The sequence below is a fragment of the Psychrobacter phenylpyruvicus DSM 7000 = NBRC 102152 genome (assembly GCF_000685805.1).
Lineage (GTDB): Bacteria > Pseudomonadota > Gammaproteobacteria > Pseudomonadales > Moraxellaceae > Psychrobacter > Psychrobacter phenylpyruvicus.
In genome coordinates, this window is sequence record NZ_JMKP01000005.1 from 42,691 (window position 1) to 65,331 (window position 22,641).

12 protein-coding genes are annotated in these 22,641 nt (G+C 43.5%); 2 read left to right on the forward strand and 10 right to left on the reverse strand.

Annotated features, from left to right (window positions below; translation table 11 throughout):
* Positions 1-199: 199 nt before the first annotated feature.
* From G561_RS0103260 to pilM, 9 genes are all read right to left on the reverse strand, one after another.
* Positions 200-1,618, reverse strand: a complete 1,419-nt coding sequence (locus tag G561_RS0103260) for a glutamate synthase subunit beta (RefSeq protein WP_028858267.1) — start codon at positions 1,616-1,618, stop codon at positions 200-202.
* A 213-nt stretch (positions 1,619-1,831) separates the two neighbouring features.
* On the reverse strand, positions 1,832-6,376 hold the full coding sequence (gltB, locus tag G561_RS0103265; protein WP_028858268.1) for a glutamate synthase large subunit: 4,545 nt from the start codon (positions 6,374-6,376) through the stop codon (positions 1,832-1,834).
* Between the two features lie 742 nt (positions 6,377-7,118).
* The gene (locus G561_RS0103270) at positions 7,119-8,198 is read right to left on the reverse strand and encodes an NADH-quinone oxidoreductase subunit E (protein ID WP_028858269.1); all 1,080 of its coding nucleotides are present in this window, start codon (positions 8,196-8,198) and stop codon (positions 7,119-7,121) included.
* A gap of 86 nt (positions 8,199-8,284) precedes the next feature.
* Positions 8,285-9,361 carry a 3-dehydroquinate synthase gene (gene aroB, locus G561_RS0103275; protein ID WP_028858270.1) on the reverse strand — a complete coding sequence of 359 codons (1,077 nt, stop codon included), beginning with the start codon at positions 9,359-9,361 and terminating at the stop codon, positions 8,285-8,287.
* Between the two features lie 103 nt (positions 9,362-9,464).
* Positions 9,465-10,004 carry a shikimate kinase gene (locus tag G561_RS0103280; RefSeq protein ID WP_028858271.1) on the reverse strand — a complete coding sequence of 180 codons (540 nt, stop codon included), beginning with the start codon at positions 10,002-10,004 and terminating at the stop codon, positions 9,465-9,467.
* Positions 10,005-10,286: 282 nt separating this feature from the next.
* Positions 10,287-12,239: a type IV pilus secretin PilQ gene (locus G561_RS0103285; protein ID WP_227674007.1), complete on the reverse strand. Its 1,953-nt coding sequence runs from the start codon at positions 12,237-12,239 to the stop codon at positions 10,287-10,289.
* Positions 12,236-13,369, reverse strand: a complete 1,134-nt coding sequence (locus G561_RS0103290) for a pilus assembly protein PilP (protein WP_028858273.1) — start codon at positions 13,367-13,369, stop codon at positions 12,236-12,238. The genes G561_RS0103285 and G561_RS0103290 overlap by 4 nt, the downstream gene beginning before the upstream one ends.
* Entirely contained in the window at positions 13,366-14,067 is a 702-nt protein-coding gene (locus G561_RS0103295) for a PilN domain-containing protein (RefSeq protein ID WP_028858274.1), read from the reverse strand. Before G561_RS0103295 ends, G561_RS0103290 begins: the two co-directional genes overlap by 4 nt.
* Positions 14,067-15,131 (reverse strand): type IV pilus assembly protein PilM, encoded by a 1,065-nt coding sequence (pilM, locus tag G561_RS0103300; protein WP_028858275.1) that lies wholly within the window; start codon positions 15,129-15,131, stop codon positions 14,067-14,069. The genes G561_RS0103295 and pilM overlap by 1 nt, the downstream gene beginning before the upstream one ends.
* A 546-nt stretch (positions 15,132-15,677) precedes the next feature.
* Here pilM and G561_RS0103305 point away from each other — a divergent pair.
* Both G561_RS0103305 and trhO read left to right on the forward strand, forming a co-directional pair.
* Complete coding sequence (locus tag G561_RS0103305) at positions 15,678-18,428, forward strand: penicillin-binding protein 1A (RefSeq protein WP_028858276.1); 2,751 nt, start codon at positions 15,678-15,680, stop codon at positions 18,426-18,428.
* Positions 18,429-18,658: 230 nt separating this feature from the next.
* Positions 18,659-19,681: an oxygen-dependent tRNA uridine(34) hydroxylase TrhO gene (gene trhO / locus G561_RS0103310; protein WP_028858277.1), complete on the forward strand. Its 1,023-nt coding sequence runs from the start codon at positions 18,659-18,661 to the stop codon at positions 19,679-19,681.
* Positions 19,682-19,802: 121 nt separating this feature from the next.
* Here the strand turns inward: trhO and topA are convergent, their stop codons facing one another.
* Complete coding sequence (gene topA / locus G561_RS0103315; RefSeq protein ID WP_037031563.1) at positions 19,803-22,457, reverse strand: type I DNA topoisomerase; 2,655 nt, start codon at positions 22,455-22,457, stop codon at positions 19,803-19,805.
* Between the last annotated feature and the right edge of the window lie 184 nt (positions 22,458-22,641).

Below are 22,641 nucleotides of genomic sequence, written 5' to 3' on the forward strand. Positions count from 1 at the left end.
AACCGAGGCAGTTGGCGTAACTAGACGCTCAAACCTAACCGAAAATATGATTATGGCATTGATAGCTGTATCTTGTTTGCCCCATACAGCGACGCATTTAGCAGCGACCTAGTTTGTTACAGTTAAGCCAATCCTTAGACAGCATAAAGCCCTCTTGATGAGGGCTTTATTAACAATAAATAATTTTTGGGTTTAACGATTAGACTTCTAAATAATCCAAAATACCTTTAGCCGCTTCACGGCCTTCCCAAATGGCAGTTACCACCAAGTCAGAACCACGAACCATGTCCCCACCGGCGAAAACTTTAGGATTACTGGTTTGGAATTTGAACTTTTGCTCTTCAGCAGCTTGGACACGACCTGATTCATCAGTAGTAATTTCACTAGTCTTAAACCAATCTGCTGGGCTTGGACGGAAACCAAAAGCCATAATCACCACATCACACTCAATAATTTCTTCAGAATTTGGGATAGGCTCAGGGCGCTGACGACCTCGGTTGTCTGGCTTACCAAGCTGAGTAGTGACAACTTTCACCCCAGTGACTTGACCATTTAAACCCACAATTTGAGTCGGCTGACGGTTGAATAAAAATTCAACGCCCTCTTCTTTGGCATTCTTTACTTCACGTAGCGAACCTGGCATATTGGCCTCATCACGGCGATAAGCACACACAACACGCTCTGCTCCTTGACGAATGGCAGTACGGTTACAATCCATCGCCGTATCACCACCACCTAGCACCACTACCTTTTTGTCTTTTAAGTTAATGTACTCTTCTGGGTTTTGTTCCCAATCATTGCAGCGATTGACGTTGGCAATTAAGTAATCTAAGGCATCGTAAACGCCGTGTAGCTCTTCACCTGGGTAGCCGCCGCGCATATAAGTATAAGTACCCATACCCATAAATACCGCGTCGTATTCTTCTAGCAGTTGGTCGATGCTGACATCAGTACCTATTTCAGTATTTAAGCGAAACTCAATACCCATGCCTTCAAACACCGTACGGCGATTGCGCATTACTTGTTTTTCCATCTTAAATTCTGGAATACCAAAGGTCAGTAGCCCGCCAATTTCTGGACGCTTATCAAACACAACTGGCTTCACGCCTGCACGCACTAATATATCAGCACAGCCAAGACCCGCAGGACCGGCACCAATAATGGCCACTTTTTTGTCGGTCCACTGTACATCACTCATGTCTGGACGCCAGCCTAAAGCAAAAGCGGTGTCATTAATGTACTTTTCGACATTACCAATGGTCACCGCGCCAAAACCGTCATTCAAAGTACAGGCACCTTCACACAATCTGTCTTGTGGACAAACACGGCCACATACCTCAGGCAAGGTATTGGTACGGTGACACAGCTCTGCAGCTTGGAAGATTTGACCTTCTGTTGCCATTTTTAGCCAGTTTGGAATGTAATTGTGTACTGGGCATTTCCACTCACAATAAGGGTTACCACATTCTAAGCAGCGATGAGCTTGCTGCGCTGCTTCTTGAGATTCAAAAGGGGTATAAATCTCCACAAATTCAGTTGAGCGGGTAACGATGTCTTTTTTCTCAGGCTCACGACGAGGCACGTCTAAAAACTGAAAATTATTATTAATACGCTTCATTAGGGTTTTGTCTCCTTAAGTTGGTATCACGTTTAGGACAATTAGGGCCGAAATATAGGCTGCTCTTAATCATCTACTAAACGCAAAACCTGCCGCACGAAGGGTTGATTACCTTCATTTGGACAAAATATACTGGGTAAAAGTTAAACAGTTACCGGTTAAGTGGCCATGGCCTCAAATTATCGAGGCCACAGCGTCTGGCTTGACGTAGACTTATTGTGGGTCAGCAGTGGTACTATGTAGCAATGACGCCATATTGGCAGCCTTAGGTTTCACCAAGAAGACTTTGCGCACATAGTGCTCGAAATCGGCTAGGATTTGACGACCCCAGGCACTGCCTGTTTTTTCCACATGGGTTTCAATGATCTGTTTTAGATAGATGCGATGCTCTTCGGTTTGCTCGCTTGAGATGCGATGCAAGTCGATAAGCTCGTGGTTACAACGATCAAAGAAGGTATTATCCAAGTCTAGAACGAAAGCAAAACCACCGGTCATACCCGCACCGAAGTTTAACCCTGTTTTACCCAGTACCGTCACTACGCCGCCGGTCATATATTCACAGCAGTGGTCACCTACTCCCTCTACTACCGCATGGGCCCCTGAGTTACGAACCGCAAAACGCTCGCCTGCAGTGCCTGAGGCGTATAGCTTGCCGCCAGTTGCCCCATAAAGACAAGTGTTACCGATAATGGCGGTATTTTGCGAAGCAAAAGTTGACCCTTTTGGCGGATAAATAACAATCTCCCCACCAGCCATACCTTTACCCACATAGTCGTTGGCATCGCCTTCAAGCTCGATATTTAAGCCGCCAGCGTTCCATACGCCCAAGCTTTGACCTGCTGTCCCTGCCAGATGTAGTTTAATAGGACTGTCTGACATACCTAGGTTACCCCAGACCTGAGCTATCTCGCCTGAGATACGGGCGCCAATAGAGCGGTCACAGTTGCCCACTTGATAGCTAAAAGTGCCACCCTGACCTTGGCGAATAGGGACAATCATGTCCTCAATCATTTTTTCAGCCAATAGCCCTTTATCAAACGGCTCGTTACGCTCTACCTGGCAAGTTTGCGGCTTACCTTCTGCCGCAGGATGGCTATGCAATAACGGTGATAAATCTAGATTACGCTGCTTTTGGGTAGTACCTTCAAGCACTTCTAATAAGTCAGTACGACCCACCAACTCCTCCATAGAGCGCACCCCTAAGAAAGCAAGCCATTCACGGGTTTCAGTTGCCACAAACTTAAAGAAGTTGATCAACATCTCAGCTTCACCGATGAAGTGCTCATCACGTAGACGCGCTTGCTGCGTAGCAACCCCTGTCGGACAGTTGTTTAGGTGACAGATACGCAGGTACTTACAGCCCACAGCAATCATAGGCGTGGTACCAAAGCCGAAGCTTTCCGCTCCTAAAATGGCCGCTTTTACCACATCCAGACCTGTTTTTAGGCCCCCATCGGTTTGCATACGCACTTTATCACGCAAGCCATTTACACGTAATGATTGATGTGCTTCTGCTAAGCCTAATTCCCAAGGCGATCCAGCATGGTGAATAGAGGACAGTGGTGAGGCTGCAGTACCGCCATCATAGCCGGAGATAGTAATTAAGTCGGCGTACGCTTTGGCAACCCCAGTGGCAATGGTGCCCACGCCAGGACGTGACACCAACTTCACCGACACTAACGCATCCGGATTCACTTGCTTTAAATCAAAAATAAGCTGCGCCAAATCTTCAATCGAATAAATGTCATGATGCGGTGGTGGTGAAATTAAGGTCACCCCAGGTACCGAGTAACGTAAGCGAGCAATCAATGAGTTTACTTTACCCCCAGGCAGCTGTCCTCCCTCACCCGGTTTTGCACCCTGTGCCACTTTAATCTGTAAAACTTGGGCAGAGCGTAGATAGGCAGGCGTTACCCCAAATCGGCCCGAGGCAATCTGTTTGATCTTTGAGTTACGCATTGTGCCATAACGCACTGGGTCTTCACCGCCCTCACCGGAATTTGAACGGCCGCCAATGGTATTCATCGCCATTGCAATCGCTTCATGAGCCTCAGGAGATAAAGCGCCTAAAGACATACCCGCCGAGTCAAATCTAGGTAGGATATGCTCAATATCTTCTACCTCATCTACTGGGATGCTATTACCCGATTTTAACTGCAATAAATCACGTAACGTGGCCACAGGGCGTGTGTTGACAAGATCAGCATACTCCCGATAGTTTTCATAATCACCAGTACGAACTGCCTGATGCAAGGTGTTAATCACGTCGGGATTAAACGCATGATACTCTTTGTTAAACACAAACTTGAGCATACCACCTTGATCCAGTGGCGTACGGCGACTAAAGGCATTCTTGGCCAGTAATGCTTGGTCTAAAGCTAAGTCCTCAAAGGTTGCGCCCTTAATTCGGCTTTGCACCCCTTTGAAGCACAACTCTACAATCTCATCAGATAAGCCAACGGCTTCAAACAGCTGAGCACCACGATAAGAGACAATGGTTGAAATGCCCATTTTTGATAAGATTTTTAGTAAACCCTTGTCTAAGCCTTTGCGGAAATTGGCTCGGGCTTGTAACGGATCGCCTAACAGCTCGCCTGAAGACACTAAGTCTGAAATGACATCATAAGCCAAATAAGGATAAACGCAGGTCGCACCAAAGCCAATTAAGACTGCTACTTGATGTGAGTCACGAGCAATACCTGTCTCAATAATTAAGTTGGCATCGGTACGCAGGCCTTTTTCAATTAGATAATGATGCACAGCCCCAGTTACTAAAATAGCGTTGGCTGGTAGTTTGCCTTTTTCAATCCCTTTATCTGACAAGATAATAAGTGTTTTATTATCTAAAACAGCTTGCTCTACTTGCTCACAAATCTGCTTAATAGCCACATCTAAGCTTAATGATTCATCGTAATTAATATCGATGCGCTGGCTGATGAAGTCGGGATCATCTAGAGCTTCGATTTGCTGCATCTTGCTAGGTGACAACACAGGTGACGACAAGATAATACGGTGGGCATCACGTGGGGTTGGGTTAAAGATATTAGTCTCGGCCCCTAAGCAGGTCTGCAGGGACATCACGATGGACTCTCGTAAAGGGTCAATCGGTGGATTGGTTACCTGAGCAAACTGCTGACGGAAAAAGTCGGCCACATTACGTACTTGCTTCGACAGCACTGCCATAGGGGTATCATCGCCCATTGAACCCACAGGCTCTTGGCCATTTTCGGCATTGGGACGAATGATCTCAGTGCGCTCTTCATTAGTGATATTAAACATCTTTTGTAGCGCTTTAAGCGGCTCACCACGCACACCCTGCTCAAGCAATTTCTCTTCTATTTGCTCATTTTCACGAATGCGAGTGGCTTCTTCACGTAGCCATTTGCGATAAGGATGTGCTTTTTTCAAGCGATTACTAATCACCTGATCATCTAGCACCTCACCGTTTAAAGTATCAATAACTAGCATTTGACCGGGTCCTACACGGCCTTTGGCAATCACATCATCAGGATCATAATCCCATACGCCAATCTCTGAAGCGACGGTAATATAGCCATTTTTGGTGGTGACCCAACGTGACGGACGTAGGCCGTTGCGATCTAGCATACATACCGCATAACGACCATCTTGAATAACCAAACCGGCCGGACCATCCCAAGGCTCCATGTGCTGCGAGTAAAACTCATAAAAAGCACGCAAGTCCATATCCATACTGTCTACGTTTTGCCAAGCTGGTGGCACTAGAATTGACATGGCGTGGAATAAAGTCATGCCGCCTGAGATAAGCACTTCAAGCATATTATCTAAGCTCGAAGAGTCAGAGCCAGTACGGTTTACTAAAGGATGTAGCTGAGTAATTTCAGGTAATTTCGGTGTTTCAAGTTTTGGGGTGCGCGCCACAGACCAGTTACGATTGGCGGTAATGGTATTCAGCTCACCGTTGTGCGCCAAATAGCGGAACGGTTGAGCCAGTGGCCAGCGTGGTAAAGTGTTGGTTGAGAAGCGCTGATGGAACACCACAATGTGTGAATGCAGACGGCTGTCTTGCAAATCACTATAGAAAGCTGGCAAGTCTGATGGCATCACCAGGCCTTTATAAATGACCGTCTCACAGTTAAGCGAAGTCACATAAAACAGCTCATCTTCAGTCAGTGCTAGCTCTGCTTTTTTGCGAGCAACATACAACTTACGATTGAAATCTTCGGCACTTAAGTCGCTTGGAGCGTTGACGAAAATTTGTTTGAACTGAGGCAGGGTCTCACGCGCGATTTCACCCACTATGGATAAATCTACAGGCACGTCACGCCAACCTGCTACGGTCAGGCCTTGAGCCGCTACTTCTTTATCGAGCACTTGTTGACTGTGCGCTGCAAGCTCTTCATCAAGGTTTAAAAATACCATCCCCACAGCGAAGTTTTCAGTGAGCTCAAGCCCAATCTCCGCTGCTACAGTATGAAAAAAATCAACCGGCTTAGCCAGTAATAAACCACAGCCATCCCCTGTCTTACCATCAGCAGCAACGCCACCGCGGTGAGTCATACAACTTAAGCTATGGATTGCTGTTTTTACTAAATGATGGCTGGGCTTGCCTTCAATGTGAGCTACTAGGCCGAAACCACAGTTGTCTTTGAAGTCATCAGGAGAGGCTAAATAGGAGGAGTTGTCTTGAGTGGAAGGTTCTGAAGAGAATTGAGTGGACTGGGACTGGCTATCGGGGTTATTTTGGGCGGCACAATGGGCTATAAATTTCTGTGTCATGGCATGTCCTTTAATCATGTGATGAATTATTCTCATCACCTATGAATGTTCGAGATAGGCACAGCTATAGGGATAGATAGAATAGCTGTGTTAGGAAGTGAGCCAAAAAATAGAGAGTTCGAATAGACATCTTACTTTGTATATTAATGACTATGACGCTTTGTGAGTTCAATGTTCAACAACAATATATCGTTTAAACATTAATACCCTACCTAATAATACAGACAAAGCTGGGATAATATTTAACACTTTATCGGCCGTACAAGGTAACTATTCATCATCTAATAAAGCGTCGTAAATAATGATTGAATGATGACTGCAGCAATGCAAAAACAGCTAAAAATATCCATATTAGCTAGCAGTAAGTAAAACCTCTGCGATAGCATTGCCAAACGTCATATAAACCATATTAGAGAAACATGGTTGTAAAATCCAGTGAAATTTAATGACTGTTTTCATTTTTTCGTGACATTTTATTTTTGTACAAACCCTTATTAACCAATAGATTTTTGAATTTTCAATATTTAGAAAAACTATTTCACCAATTTAGATTGTGTTATTTTTCTATCCATATTGCGACCAAAAAAAGTTTTCATGCCTTACTATTAAAGGGCGAGAAAAGATAATAAGTCAATAAAGATCTTCTAAAATAGCTACTTACTTAGCGCGTGTAGTGGTCATAAAAAAAAGACACTCCATTGGAATGTCTTTTTTTAAATATCAAAAATCCGTAGTCAATTAATTATTCAGATTTTTGTTCAATAAGCTGTTTAATGCTATCACCTTCCGCGCTATTGGCAGGTTTTTGATTACTTTTATTAGCTTCTGCTGATTTTTTCTCTTGTTTTTCTTGCGGCTTAGTTGGCTCAGCAGATGACTGTGGCTTACTAGGCTCCGTTTTTGGTTTGGTAGGCTCTTTAGGCTGAGCTGGTGCTGCATTTCCAGAGTTCGAGCCTGGCGCAACTACCTTACGATCCTCTTGCACTGATAGCGTGTCGCTAGTATCGCTTGAATCTCTGATTGGAGTATTAGCAGCTTGTGACTGGTTTGATTGAGACGAGCTACCATTGCCTTGATTATCAGGGCTATTGTTATTTGATTGAATTGACTGTGAGTTACTATCACGGCGACGAGGAGCCAATTCATTCTTAGTTGGCTGTAATTTGACTTGTCGGGTTCTATTTCTAGATAAGTCTTTTACCGGGCCTGTTAATTCATAGTTCTCAATGATATCTAAATAATCTGAAATCTCTTCAGGAATGACTTTAACATTGGCCGGCAAGCCAAAATCAACACTATCGGCCGCATTTGTCGCTTGCTGCTTATTACCCATGACATCATACATCAACAGATAGCGGGGCTGATTATTGGAGTCACGATAGCGGAAATAGGCAAATTTCTCTCGGTCATCTCTTGAGTCTAGATAATCTGCAATAATCTCATGCTCAGACACATCCATAACCTGAACGGTCCATTTACCCTTGTTTTTTTTCAGATACTTAGAGTCTTTAAATTCATCAGGATAATCACGCAAATCTCTAATCAAGGCATCGAATGATATGGGCTTAACATCGCCACTTAACTCATTGAGTTGGTCAATATGCTTTACTTGATCAATATTGGAAGCCAATACTTCTGCAGGTGCCTCTTTTTCAGCTTCTGTCTCTTCCTCAAAGATAGGTGCTGAACTAAACATCCACAAAGCTAGAGCTGCTGCACCCGTTAATAAAGCCATGATAAGCCAAGCGCTGGCTACCAAGCGCCCTTTATTCTTTGGCGACTTATCAAGATGATTAGTAGAAGAGCCTTGAGTGATTGCCATAGAGCAAATCCAGTAAATAGAGAGTTATTAAAAAAGAGGATTATTAAAAATTAAAACAATTAATCAAGCTACACAATACGAAACTATTATAATGTCTCAGTAAGGACCGCCTCAAGCAGTGCCTGATCAAAGTCAGCTGTAACTACCGCATCACCCACTGATTTTAACAAAATCAATCGAATTTGTCCTGACTTAACTTTCTTATCATGCTGCATTAAATCTAAAGCAACTTGGGTATCAATAGCTGGTGGCTTAATCGGCAGTTGCGCTGCTTGCAGAACCTTACTAATACGCTGAACGTCTGTCTCGCTAATCCAGCCCATTTTCTGTGACAGTTGCGCCGCTTGTACCATGCCAACTGCTACCGCCTCACCATGTAGCCACTTGCCGTAACCTTCATGAGTCTCAATCACATGACCGAAGGTATGACCAAAGTTTAATAACGCTCTTTTACCTGACTCACGCTCATCTTGAGCCACAATGTCTGCTTTATACTGACAGCACCTAGCGACGGCTTCAGCCAAAGCTACTTTGTCCAAAGACATGAGCGCCGACATATTGTCTTCCAGCCAGGTTAAGAAGTCGGCATCCATGATCAACGCATATTTGATAACTTCTGCCATACCCGCTGACAGTTCACGCTGTGGCAAGGTAGTTAAAGTGTGCATATCAGCTAGGACCATTTGTGGCTGCCAAAAAGCCCCAATCATATTTTTACCTTTGGGGTGGTTAATGCCTGTTTTGCCGCCCACACTAGAGTCCACTTGTGACAATAAGGTGGTTGGGATTTGAATAAAATTCACTCCGCGCATAAAGGATGCAGCAGCAAAACCGGTCATATCGCCGACGACCCCACCACCAAGAGCAATCAAGGTAACATCACGGCTACAATGATTGTCCATTAAAGCATCATAAATCTGATCGATATATTGCTGAGTCTTGTATTGTTCGCCATCTGGCAATACCACAGTAAATACTTCAAAGTCGGCTTTTAATCCTTCAACCAAAGCTTGCAGATACAGCTTTTCTACCGTGGTGTTGGTAACTACCATCACCTGCTTGCCTTTAATATAAGGGGCTACCTCTTTTGCCAAATCACACTGACTGGTAATAATGATCGGATAATCATGACTTTGGGTATGTACGGTTAAATTAGCTTTCATCTCTCTTCCCTATATACTATTAGCTATACTGGCCACTGTTGGCGATTACAAGGCTTAAAGGGGATCTCTCATTTGCGGTAACGACGTGTGGCCCGTGCGACTCTTATGAAAAGTGCTCAGGATACTTCTCTTTTAAAGCTTCCATGATTTTTTTGAGCATATATCTGGGATAACCCTCCCCAGTTTCTACCACAACATCTGCAACCTCAAGATATAAAGGGTCACGGACTTCAAATAAAGACTGCAGTACCGCTCGAGGATTAGGATTATTTAATAACGGGCGCGACTTATCTTTAGAAGTCCTTTTTAATTGCACATCGACATTGGCTCTTAGATAAATAGTGATGCCTTGCTTCTTTAAGTTTTCACGATTTTGTGGCTGAGTCACGACCCCACCACCCGTCGCTAATACTATATTAGGCAACTCAGTCAGCTCAGCAATAGCTTTTGCTTCACGCTCTCTAAAACCTGCCTCACCTTCCTTTTCAAAAATCCAAGGAATGTCGGCGCCAGTTTGTTCGCAAATATAATAATCACTGTCTATAAAAGTGCGTCCTAAGTGCTTTGCTAACAACTTCCCAATCGTAGTCTTCCCTGCTCCCATAGGGCCCACAATAAATAATGACGGCAATGTCGATTGCATTATTATCTCTCACATAAATTCACAGATTATACAGGCATTTTTGTCGTTAGTCCTGCTTAGGTGAACAATCCCATCAAACTAAAAACAGTCAATGAGTATATATAGTTTTTTAAACTTCTGATTAATTAGCTTATTAAAGCTATTTTTAAAAACTAGGGACCAATTATAATGAATAACCAATAAATGTGATAATAGCAACCCTATTTAGGCATAACTAGAGAGTTTTATGGCTGCGACAAACCTATCTGCACCTAGAGCTTGCAACTTGTTTTGTCCTATCGTTTAATGGGTCAAAGCTTTCTCTGTAATCAATGTAGGGGTAACAAAAATTAGCAACTCCTGCTTATCATTGCGGCGCATGTCCTTTTTAAACAATCGGCCCAGATAAGGTAAATCACCAAAGAACGGCACCTTCTCAACATTATTAAAGATCTGATTGCGATAGATACCGCCCAAAACTATGGTTTCTCCATCAGCAACATTCACCTGAGTACTCAGTCTATCGGTATCAATAAGAATAACCCCATCCCCTACTGGATTTGGGCGACCATTTTCGATATTCAGCTGTAGCGATATCCTACCCTCCGGAGTAATATTGGGAGTTACCTCTAAGCTTAGTAAGGCTTCCTCAAATTGGGTAGTCGTTCCACCCCCTTCTGATTCACTTTGATACGGGATTTTTGTCCCGGAAGAGACCCGAGCGGTTTGCTTGTCCAGCGTTAGTATTTTTGGGGTTGAAATAACTTCACCTCGACCCTCAGCTTGCATTGCGGATAGCTCTAAGTCAATCATCAAATCTGACATACTTAATATACCAAGCGCCAGGCTACCGGCAGGGTTTGCAATTCCCAAATCTACATTGAGGTTATCAGGTCGGCTGACGCCATAATCAGGATAACTCACTGGCTTCCCTTTAAAGGTGGTATCGCGCAAGCTAAATTTCTTTAAGTCGGCCAAAGTTTGATCGCTACCACCCACCAACAAAGTATCATTATTGGCCACACCTTTTGATAGCATGCCCCACTTAACCCCTAGCTCTTTACTAAAGTTGTCTGTGGCACTGACTATTCTCACCTCAATCATCACTTGTTGCACTGCAATATCAATCTTTGCAATTAAGGCTCTAATATTATCAATGCTGGTCGCAGTATCTTTGACAATCAAGGTGTTGGTCCGGGTATCGACTGCCATTACCCCACGGCTCGATAGTAAAGTGGTAGCCAGGGTATTATTGATCAGGACTTGCTGCTGACTGTCAGCATCACTATTAATACGCTTATTGTTAACAGTCGTCTGACGACTGGTGTTTTCGATTAAAGCATAAACCTCACTGACCTTGGCATAATTAAGCCGAATATACTCATTGCGTAATGGCATCAATGCCACTTTTTGTTGTTGTGCTTGTAATAAGGTGTGTTGCTGCTTAGCTAGTTCAGCTAAGGGCGCGACTAAAATAACATTCCCATTTATCTGCTTACCGAGATGCTTACTGGTCAAAATGATATCTAAAGCCTGATCTACCGGAACATTAATTAAATTCAACATTAGGGTGCCAGTGACTGCATCACTAGCGACAATATTAATATTCATAAACTGCGACAGTAAATGAAGCACACTACGAACTTCAATATTTTGAAAGTCGATAGAAATAGGGACGCCACTATACTGATTAATAGGCACACTAAGTTGGGTTAAGCCTTTAGCCGGTTGCAAATTTAGCGTTATTTTATTCCCCACCTGATAGCTTTGATATTCGAAATCCTGGCTTAACTCAATACTCACCCAACCATATTTGCCCTTATTTTCACTATAAATAGACCGAAGTAGCCGCTCAGAGGAGTTCTGCTTGTATATTAGACCTGGCTCAACTTGAGTCTTTGACAGCTTCAAAACAATTTTATTGCCTTGCCGCTCAATAGCCACCTTTTGATCTGCGCTATCCAAAACAACTTCGACCTTTTCAGTCCTATTGCTCAGAGGCTGATAATCAATGGCATCACGACGCAAATAGCTTTTAGTTTCCCCTTTATTATTGGCAGTTATATCCGCAGTCACCGCTGATATGTCAATCAACCCTTCTGAATAGTGGAGGTTGGCATAAGCTATATTGCTTAAAGTTATCAGCACCGATAGCAAAGTGCTTACAATGATAGGATAAGGCGCTCGCCTGCAATTATTTGTGGTAGGCATTGCCCCTAACCAGATCCGCCTCAAAGCGGAAACACTAAATATCATAGGCCATTCCTAAAGGGTGATATAGGAGCTATCAAAGCCCACCTATTTTCTGACTTCCCTGTTTTAGAGTTCTCAATTTGTTCGGTAAAATTAATCTGAGTGGGGGTAATTTCTATTACCTTGATATTGTCTTGTCCCAATGTCTGGCCTACTTGAACCCGCCTAACTATCCCATCAGCACCTTGAATTAAACCATAAGTACCGCCTATTCCACTTATCCTACCCCGATATTGGAAGCTACTTAGGGGATGTTGCCACTGCTCATTGGGCTGTGTAGACAGAGCATCACTACGATTACTGTCCGGCTTCGCAGCTGAAGCTAATTGGGGAGTTATAAAATTAGGTAAGCTAAATGGACTGCGTTGGACTTTGGGCTGATAGGGGTTGTCATTTGTCTCGGCAACGTCTGCCTCTAGCGCTTCAGGAATAAAAAAAGCAGATACGCCCTCTGCGTTTTGCGTTTTATCAAAGACGTCAGGCTGTAAGCGATAGGTTTTGGTTTGTAGAGTTAGATCCAATATTGGGGATTTTGCTTGTTGTAAGTTATTGGCTGCTAAAGCTTTTACTGATAAATTATGCCAGGTAATCAACTGCGGTAAAGCAGCTAAGCTGCCCAAGAACTTTCCTATTTGATGATAATTACCCGACACTATCAGAGTCAGCGACTGTTCATTATAAAAGTCTAGTTCCTGCTCTGCTGAAAGCTGTAAATCTTCAATGACTACTCCGCTACTAAACCCTAGCTCGTTTAATTGCTGTGTCAAAGACACACCTTCTATACTGGGCATTAGAGACGACAGCGTGTCAAGCTGTAGCTGGGTATCCTCACCTTGCTCAAGCTCAGTAACTAACTGATTCGCCTGAGCCTGACTGCTGAGGTACTTCTCTGTTAATACTTGCTGCTTATTCTCTTCTGCTTCAATCTGCTGTAATTGATTGCTAATAGGTAATAAATAACAGGCTAAAGCGACCAGCAGTACCATCACTAATATTGAAAATCCCTTTACTGCAAAAGGCCAGCTACCATAATTTTGGCTATCTAAGCTTTGTAACTCATAATACCAATGCCGTAAATCCAAGCGCTTGGTTTTCGTCACAGTTTGTTGCTGAGACAACTGTTGAGGGATCATAGTCCACCCTCTTTGCTGGCTGTCGCTGCTTCGTTGATAGAGGTGCTTAGTGCAGAGTCACTATTTTTAGCTTCCCTCTCAAACAAAACAGCCACCACTTCGAAGTCGAAATGGTGGCTAGCAGTCATTGAGTCCATGATAGTTGCTTCCACCTGATGATCAACAGCACTTTGATTGTGTCTATTGCTATAAGGCGTAACTTGTGCCGCCGACTGTGGTTTTTTTATATATTTAACTTGTGCCTGTTGTATGGCTGGATTTTGCTGTAAGTAAGCCACAAGCTTGGTAACGGCACTAGGCTGCCTACTCCTTCCGCGCAACACCAGCGAGCCTTGTTGACTCTCAATACTTGTCAGATACATCGTTGTCGGAATCACTGCAGTAAGTTCTGACCACAGCTGAACCAAACTATTGCGATGATGGGCTATGCGCTCTACTTCTGCAAGTTGTACTACCGTTGTCTCTCGATGTTGTTTTATTGATTGATTTTTATTTTTGGCCACCTCTAATAATGAATTTTTCTCAATCAATAGATTATTGGCTACTATAAGGGTGTGCTTTATTTGCCGTAAATAGCCCCAAACAGCTGCTGCTACCAATAAGGTAATGGTTAAACTTAAAACCACAGCTATTATGAATTGCTTGTTTTTTTGTTGTCGATGTTGCTCACGCCAAGGCAACAAATTAAGTTGGGGCATCAGTAGCCAACCGTTCGACAACGCATGCCTAAGCCGCAGGCTGTCATTAGCTGGGGCGCATCTTTTAACAGCTGTTTAGTGTCAATAGCAGCCGATATACTCATAGAGTTGAAAGGATTGGCTAAAGTAACCGGTAAAGACAGCTGATGTTGTAACTTACTGCTTAATTGAGGCAATACACTCCCTTTACCGCATAATATAACCTGATCAATCTCATCACTTGTCTCAGTTGCTGCATACTGCTCAAAGGCCACAGTCAAGTATTCCATGAACGCGTCAATAAAAGGTTGGAATATGAGTTGATCATAATCAATAAGCGACTCTGGGTTTAATTTGGCTTGCTCAGCGTCTTCACTGACTAGGCCATAGTGTGCAGCAATGGCACTTGTCAAATGACTGTCACCAAACAACTGTTGCAACTGATAAACAAACTGCCCTTGCTGAGCAATATAGACCGTGGTTCGACTTTGACCTATATCAACCAATGCTATCGTACCCAGATAATTGATATTACCGCTAACCATGAGCTGTAGGGCACGCTCGGTGGCCTGCGCCTCAACCTCTATCACCTTTGGATTTAATCCAGAAAATATTAAAGCATCCCTATACTGCTCGACGTACTCCGTGCGCGCCACTATTAACAATACTTCATTACAATCAACCGCATCTGTAGCCGCTCCTAATACCTCAAAGTCTAAGCTTACCTCATCCAATGGGTAAGGAATATACTGGTCGGCATCGACTCGTATTTGAGCTTCAATGTCCTGCTCATTAAATTCGTTAGGCAAGCTGATGTGTTGAGTAATGACCAAATCTGTGGCTAGAGCCATCGCTGCTTGCTTCGTATGGCGCTTACTACGAATAACCAGTGCAGCAATACGCTGCCCCATATGCTCGGTGTCTATAATCTGATTATCTACAACCTCCCCCTCCTCTAATGCTAACAAGCCATAGCCTAGTAGATGGAACTGCTGCTTTTTAAAACTTAGTTCTACAAAGCTTAAGGTACTGGCATTAACCGCTATTGCTAGCAATGATTTTGGTGGGATAAAAAATAGCCGCAAAACACATCCTTGATTCTGTACGTTAAAAACAAGCTTAACTATCACCGGCCAGCGTTGGTTTCAATAAATGACTCTCTCTAACTTGATTTACTACCCTATTTATTTAACCCTGCTTTGTCAACATAATTATTAATTTATATTAATTAGTATATTAATATAAATTACAATAACCTTAGTGGTCTTATCTAATAGCCGAGAGGATAACTTTAAATTTAATCTAAACTATTATGTCTCTGAATTTTTTATCCCCTCCCTGGCCTTTTATTATAAAATAGAGCCTTTTATCACTTAAAACTCAGTGTATTACTTTGTTTTATGGCTAGAACTATAAGATATCGCTCAATTACTTTATAATTTGCTTTATAATTGTAGCTGTATGCGTGTCATATGTGCTTTTTATGCATAGAAAGAAATCATTATCCCAACTCATCTTTAAGTTAACCGGCTGTAGTAACTAACCTAGGTTACTGTTTTGATTAACTTTTAAGGCAGGTGCTGTGATTTTTGCTATGCCTAATATTTACGTTTCTAATTAATAGAGTCACTATGTCTCAATCGTCTGCTAGCTCTCGTCTTATCCATTATATTGTTTCCATATTGTTGGCCATTATTGCCTTGGCTCTCATATTGGTATTGGCTCTGCCTATTGGATTTTATGGGATGGCCATGTATATCTCGCCAAACCTGCCTGATATCTCAGATATCAAGACCTCAAATCTAGAAATGCCTTTGCAGATCTACAGCAAAGACGGCAAGCTAATTGGTCAGTACGGCAACCGTATGTCACTGCCTGTGACTTATGATGAGATTCCACAAGGTTTTATTAATGCTTTTTTAGCCGCTGAAGACTCCTCTTTCTATGAGCATAGCGGTATTAGTATTAAAGGCCTAGGTCGTGCAGTTACCGAAATCATCACTGACGATGAAGGACAAACGGGTGGCTCAACCATTACCATGCAGGTGGCGAAGAACTATTTCTTAAGCCCTGAGCGTACTTTTAGCCGTAAGCTAACTGAGCTATATTTAGCCCGTAACATTGAAGATAAATTAACCAAGCAAGAAATCCTCACCTTATATGTTAATAAGATTTATATGGGTGAAGGTGCCTATGGTATCCGGGCTGCTGCTAAGAAGTATTTTAGTAAATCTTTGGACAGCCTAACTACCGCTGAGATGGCAACCCTAGCAGGTCTGCCTAAAGCCCCCTCACAAAACAACCCTGTCTCTAATCCTGAGGTCGCCTTAGAGCGCCGTAACTGGATTTTAGGACGGATGTTAGAGTTGGGTCATATCACTCAAGCGGAATATGATGAATCAGTTCGGCAGCCCCTTGGCGTGCATCTTTATAAAGAAAAGCTCGATGTAAATATGCCTTATCTGGCTGAAATGACTCGTCGTACTTTGGTAGATCGCTACGGGGATCAAGTTATCAACGCCGGTTGGCGCGTTAAGCTAACTGTAGACAGTAAAGACCAAAGAGCTGCAGATACTGCCATCAAAAAAGGCTTAATCGGCTATGACCGTCGCCATGGTTGGCGAGGTGCCGAGGCTAATGGTGAGCCTTTGGAGAATTTCAAAACTTATTCCAACATGGTTCCGGCCAAAGTTACTGAGGTGAGTGGGCGTAGCTTCAAAGCTGAGTTACAAAGCGGTGAAGTGGTCACCATTCCTTGGTCAGGCATGAGCTGGGCCAAAGAATATCTAGATGCCAACCGTATTAGACGATATCCCAATAGCGCTTCAGATATCGTCAAAAAAGATGACATCGTGCGTTTAATTGCTAATGAAAATAATACCTCTTGGCGATTAACTCAGGTTCCTGATGTACAAGGAAGCTTGATAGCATTAGATCCTGAAACTGGAGCCATCGAAGCCCTAGTTGGTGGATTTGACTATCAGCACAGTAAGTTTAACCGGGCCACACAAGGGTGGCGTCAGCCTGGATCAACCATTAAGCCTCTTAATTATGCTGCAGCTTTGGAGAAAGGCTATCGCCCTGACAGCATGATTTCAGATGGTCCCTTACGTATTGGCGATTGGAGTCCTAAAAACTCTGACGGTCGCTTTTATGGCGACATGACCTTAAGACGCGGACTTATTCTGTCCCGTAACTTGGTTTCTATTCGCTTACTGCAAGCGGTAGGTACTGCTGAAGCACGTCAACTATTAGAACAATTTGGTCTCGATAAGGACAAGTTGCCGACCACCCTATCTTTGGCACTGGGTGCTGGACAAGCCACACCTTTACAAATGGCGACCGCTTACGCTGCTTTTGCTAATGGTGGTCACCGCATACAACCTTACTTTATTGACCAAGTTTACGATTATAAAAACAACCTATTGTATTTAGCCAACCCTCAACGTGCCTGTGCGTTGTGCTATAACAATGAGCTCAAAAAGCTAAATGAAAAGCAGCTTGAGGATTTTGAGAAACAAGCTGAGGCTAATGCTGAGCAGCGCCAAAAAGCGGTCAAAGCCTTACAAGAAGATCCAGAGCTAATCACAGCTAGTGAAACATCAGAAGAGCCTGAGGTTGGTGCTGAAGATTCTGACTTAGAAGAAGCCAAACCTAATCCTAAGCAATCACTGCAAGCTGCGGTTGAATCTCTACTCTACGATGCAGGTCCTGAATCGGATCGCTTGAAGCCGGTACCGTTAATTTATCAAGCGGCAGATCAGGCACCTCGTATCTTAAAGCCCGCGGTGGCTTATGAGATGGCAGGCATGCTTCGTGACGTTATTCAAAGCGGTACAGCAGCCCGAGCCAAAGCCTTAGGTCGTTCTGATATTGGTGGCAAAACAGGGACAACTAACGAGATGAAAGATGCCTGGTTCGCAGGATTCCATCCCACTCAAGTGTCGGTAGTTTGGTTAGGTTTTGACCAACCTTCAACCTTAGGTAGAGGAGAATATGGCGGTGTGGCTGCCTTGCCTATTTGGGTAGATTATATGCGTACTGCCCTGAAGTCTGTGCCTTATCAATGGGTTAGTATTAATAACGTGGCAAAATCTGAAATTAAAAAGCAGGAAGTAGTTAACTTATCAGATAACGATAAAAAGGGCGATAAAGATTACAGCGGTCAAATTACCAATCAAAAAGTAACGGGCAATGCAGGCATGACACCGCCTAGAGCGGCTCTGACTGAAAGAAAACCGCCAGAGCCTGTTGCGCCTCCAGCCTCTACTGAACCAAGTGCAGAAAAAGCTGTAGAGAAAAAAACAACACCGGCTAGAGCCCCTGAAAAATCAGATCAGAAGGCCCCTGAAAAAAAAGCGGAAGCCGCTAAAGCAGAATAGAGGAGCTACCTTGTTATCTCTGCAGTGAGCCTCCACTATAAGATTACCCTACCCAAAAGCGCTATGTTAGATAGCGCTTTTATTTTTGTAATTTATTGAACAGCAAAATACAGTATTTGACTGTTTTTGCTATTTTACCCCGTCACAGTGATCATAAAATTATCTATTATTTTGTGTATTACTTTGACCTCATCAGCACTAGGTTTGCGACCTAGCCAGCAGGAGAAAATATGACAACTCAGAATGTAACAAGTGCAGATGCCACTACTAAGCAACAGGATATCGTAGTAACGGCCCTTTATAAATTCACCCGATTTGACGATTATGAAGACTACCGTGAGCCATTACGCCAATTAATGTTAGATCAAGGGGTGCGTGGGACACTACTACTTGCCTCTGAGGGTATTAACGGCACTATTTCTGGCAGCCGTGAAGGTATTGATGCCGTACTAGATTATATTCAACAGATACCAGCTATCGGCCGACTAGAGTACAAAGAGTCTTTTACTGATACCCAGCCTTTTTTCCGTACTAAAGTTAAGTTAAAAAAAGAAATTGTCACCATGGGCGTAGAAGGCATCGACCCCTTACAGTCCGTTGGTCGCTACGTTAAGCCTAGCGAGTGGAATGATTTAATCAGCGATCCAGAAGTGTTGTTAATCGACACTCGTAATGATTATGAAGTTCAAATCGGTACCTTCAAAAATGCGGTGAATCCAAAAACAGAAACCTTCCGTGAGTTTCCAGAATACGTAAAAAATGAACTGGATCCTAATAAACATAAAAAAGTGGCGATGTTCTGTACCGGTGGTATTCGCTGTGAAAAATCTACCGCGTATTTGCGCGAACAGGGTTTTGATGAAGTGTATCATTTGGAAGGCGGTATTTTAAAGTATTTAGAAGAAGTGCCTGCTGAACAATCTATGTGGCAAGGCGACTGCTTTGTTTTTGACAATCGTGTGGCTGTAAATCATAGTCTTGAAAAAAGTGATTATGACCAATGCTATGCTTGTCGTATGCCAATTACCGAAGAAGACAAACAGCATCCTGCCTATGTGAAAGGCGAATCTTGCCCTCACTGTATCGATAAAGCCACTGAAGAGCAGCGGGCTAGATTTCGTGAGCGTCAACGTCAAATCCAGTTGGCCAAAGAGCGTGGTGAAGCTCATATCGGCGTTGAGGTGAATGAGGTTATTGAAGCTCGCAAACAGCAGAAACTACAAGCGAAACTAGAGCAGCAGCAACAAGACTAGTCTCCTTTAAGCGAGTCAATACTGTTATAGCAAAAGGCCCAACACTTGAAGTGCTGGGCCTTTTATTTTAATACGCTTTTAGCCTTTATTTAACTTAGCTAAGTAGCAAGTGGTTTAAGCCTTACTCCTCAACCCACTCGCCATTACGCCAGTAAACACCCCAACGGGTCGCCTTGCCAGTCTTCAAGTTTTCTGAGCCAATATATTGCTCTTTTTGCTTACGTGACCAACGTAGAATGGTTGGGTTGCCCTCTGGATCTTCATCTGGACCCTTAAATAAGTACTGGAACTTATCCTCCATTTGATCCTGAATAGAGCGTAATTCAGCTAATTTAGGCGGTCTAGTCTCCCGTACTTTAGGGAACTTAGAAGCTGCTAAGAACAAGCCCGCTGCTCCCTCACGTAAGATGAAATGGTCATCATGCTTGGTCGACTTCAACTGTGGCATGTCAATTGGGTCCATACGTGGTGGCGCAGGCTCACCATTTTTTAGTACTTTACGCGTGTTGTCACATTTATTACAGGCAAAGTAAGGACCAAAACGACCTGTTTTTAGCTCCATTTGACCATCACATTTATTACAGTTGATGGTCGGTGCATCAGAGCCTGGCACTTCAAATTTACCTTCTTCCAGCAAATAGCCATCACAGTCTGGGTTGTTACCACAAATATGCAGCTTTAAACCCCCATCAACGATATAGCCATCCATTGCTGTACTACATTTAGGACAGCGCTTCTTCTCCATCAGCTCTTTAACTTCAGCAGCATCATCAATTTCACTGTCATCTAAGTTAGCAAAAGCTTCTACGGGCATTAAGTTCTTGGTGCCTTTACAACGCTCTTTTGGAGGTAAATTATAACCAGTACAGCCTAAAAATACCCCAGTGGAGCCATTACGCAGCTGCATCGGTCGGCCACACAAGTCACAATGCACATCTGGGACGTCGGTTGGATCATTAGGGCGCATGCCGTCTTTTTCTTTGGCGTGCTCAAGTTTGGTTTTGAAATCACCATAGAAGTCATCAAGAACCGCTTTCCAGTCTTGTTCGCCTTGAGCCACGTGGTCTAGCTCATCCTCAAGACCCGCTGTGAAAGTGTAGTCCATCAATTCGGGGAAACTTTCGGTCAGACGATCGGTAACGATGTCACCCATTTTTTCGGCGTACAAACGTTTGTTCTCTAATCTGACATAACCTCTATCTTGAATGGTCGAGATAATAGAAGCATAAGTAGAAGGACGACCAATACCTTTTTTCTCAAGCTCTTTTACCAAGCTTGCCTCGGTATAACGTGCTGGTGGTTTAGTGAAATGTTGGCTGGGATCCAGCTTAACCAAATTCAGTTCATCGCCCTGTTTGACATCAGGCAGTAAGGTATCGTCTGTTTTTGCTGGTGGCATAACTTTGGTATAACCATCAAAGGTCATGGTGCGACCACGAGCTTTTAGCTCCACGTTACCCGCTTCAACCAGCAAGTTAACCGATTTATATTTAGCTGGTAACATCTGACAGGCCACAAATTGACGCCAGATTAACTCATAAAGACGAATGGCATCACGCTCAACCCCTTTCAGTTGAGTCGATTTTAGATTGGCATTGGTCGGACGGATAGCTTCGTGAGCCTCTTGGGCATTTTGTTTGCTACCATAGAAGTTTGGCTTCTCTGGCAAGTATTTTTTGCCATAGCTGTCTTCAATAAAGCTTCGAACTCCAGCCAAGGCATCAGCCGATAAGAAGGTAGAGTCGGTACGCATATAAGTAATATGACCGGCTTCATACAGACGCTGCGCCAACATCATGGTTTTCTTCACTGGGAAGCCCAAGCGAGTACTGGCTGCTTGCTGTAAGGTCGATGTGATAAAAGGAGCACCTGGCTTAGACTGAGTTGGCTTTTCTTCACGCTCTTTAACCACGTATTTGGCGGGTTTAAGAACGTCAAGTACCGCGTCAGTTTGCTGTTTGTTCTCAAGCTTAAGCGTCTTGCCATTTTGCTTGACCGCTTCTAGACGAATTGGCGTGTCTTCGGCTACATTCGCATTGTCATTACCTTTCATGGTGGTGTCGGCATGGATTTGCCAATATTCTTCTGGAATAAAGGCACGAATCTCACGCTCACGCTCAACCACAAGTCGAGTCGCTACTGACTGTACTCGTCCTGCAGATAGACCACGAGCAATCTTTTGCCACAATAAAGGAGATACCATAAAGCCCACAACACGGTCTAAAAAGCGGCGAGCTTGCTGAGCATTGACTCGGTCAATATCAAGCTTGCCTGGTTCTTTAAACGCGTTTTGAATGGCAGATTTGGTAATCTCGTTAAACACCACTCTTTGGTATTTGCTGTCATCACCGCCAATCACTTCACGTAAATGCCAAGCAATGGCTTCCCCTTCTCTATCCAAATCCGTTGCCAGATAAATCTTATCGGCATCTTTGGCCAGAGCTTTTAATTCTTTAATAACCTTGGTCTTGCTAGGCAGTACTTCATATACCGCTTTCCAGCCATGCTCTGGGTCAATACCCATTCTGCGTACCAAGGCTTGTTGTGCTTTCTCTTCTTTGCTTAACCCCTCATCAGCTTTGGTGGCTTTTTTCTTGGCACCGCTGCTGGTTGGCAAATCACGCACATGACCAATACTTGAGCGGACAATAAAGTCATCACCCAAGTATTTATTAATGGTTTTCGCTTTTGCAGGAGACTCCACAATAACCAGTGATTTGCCTTTAGCACTGGCTGAAGAGGTCGCTGCTGTTTTTTTACCGGTGGTTTTAGCCATTGATATCACAATCCTAATTAATCTTTTTTATAAATTATATTTGTTATGTATGCGTTTATAAGCAGGGTAGCTACTAGTTAAATCTAGTTAAATTATGCTGAGTGCCAAAAGTTGCCTTGACGTTACACTGCTAACAGTTGCGCTGTCAACCAAGTTTTTCAAGAGCAGTGGCCTACTATGGTAC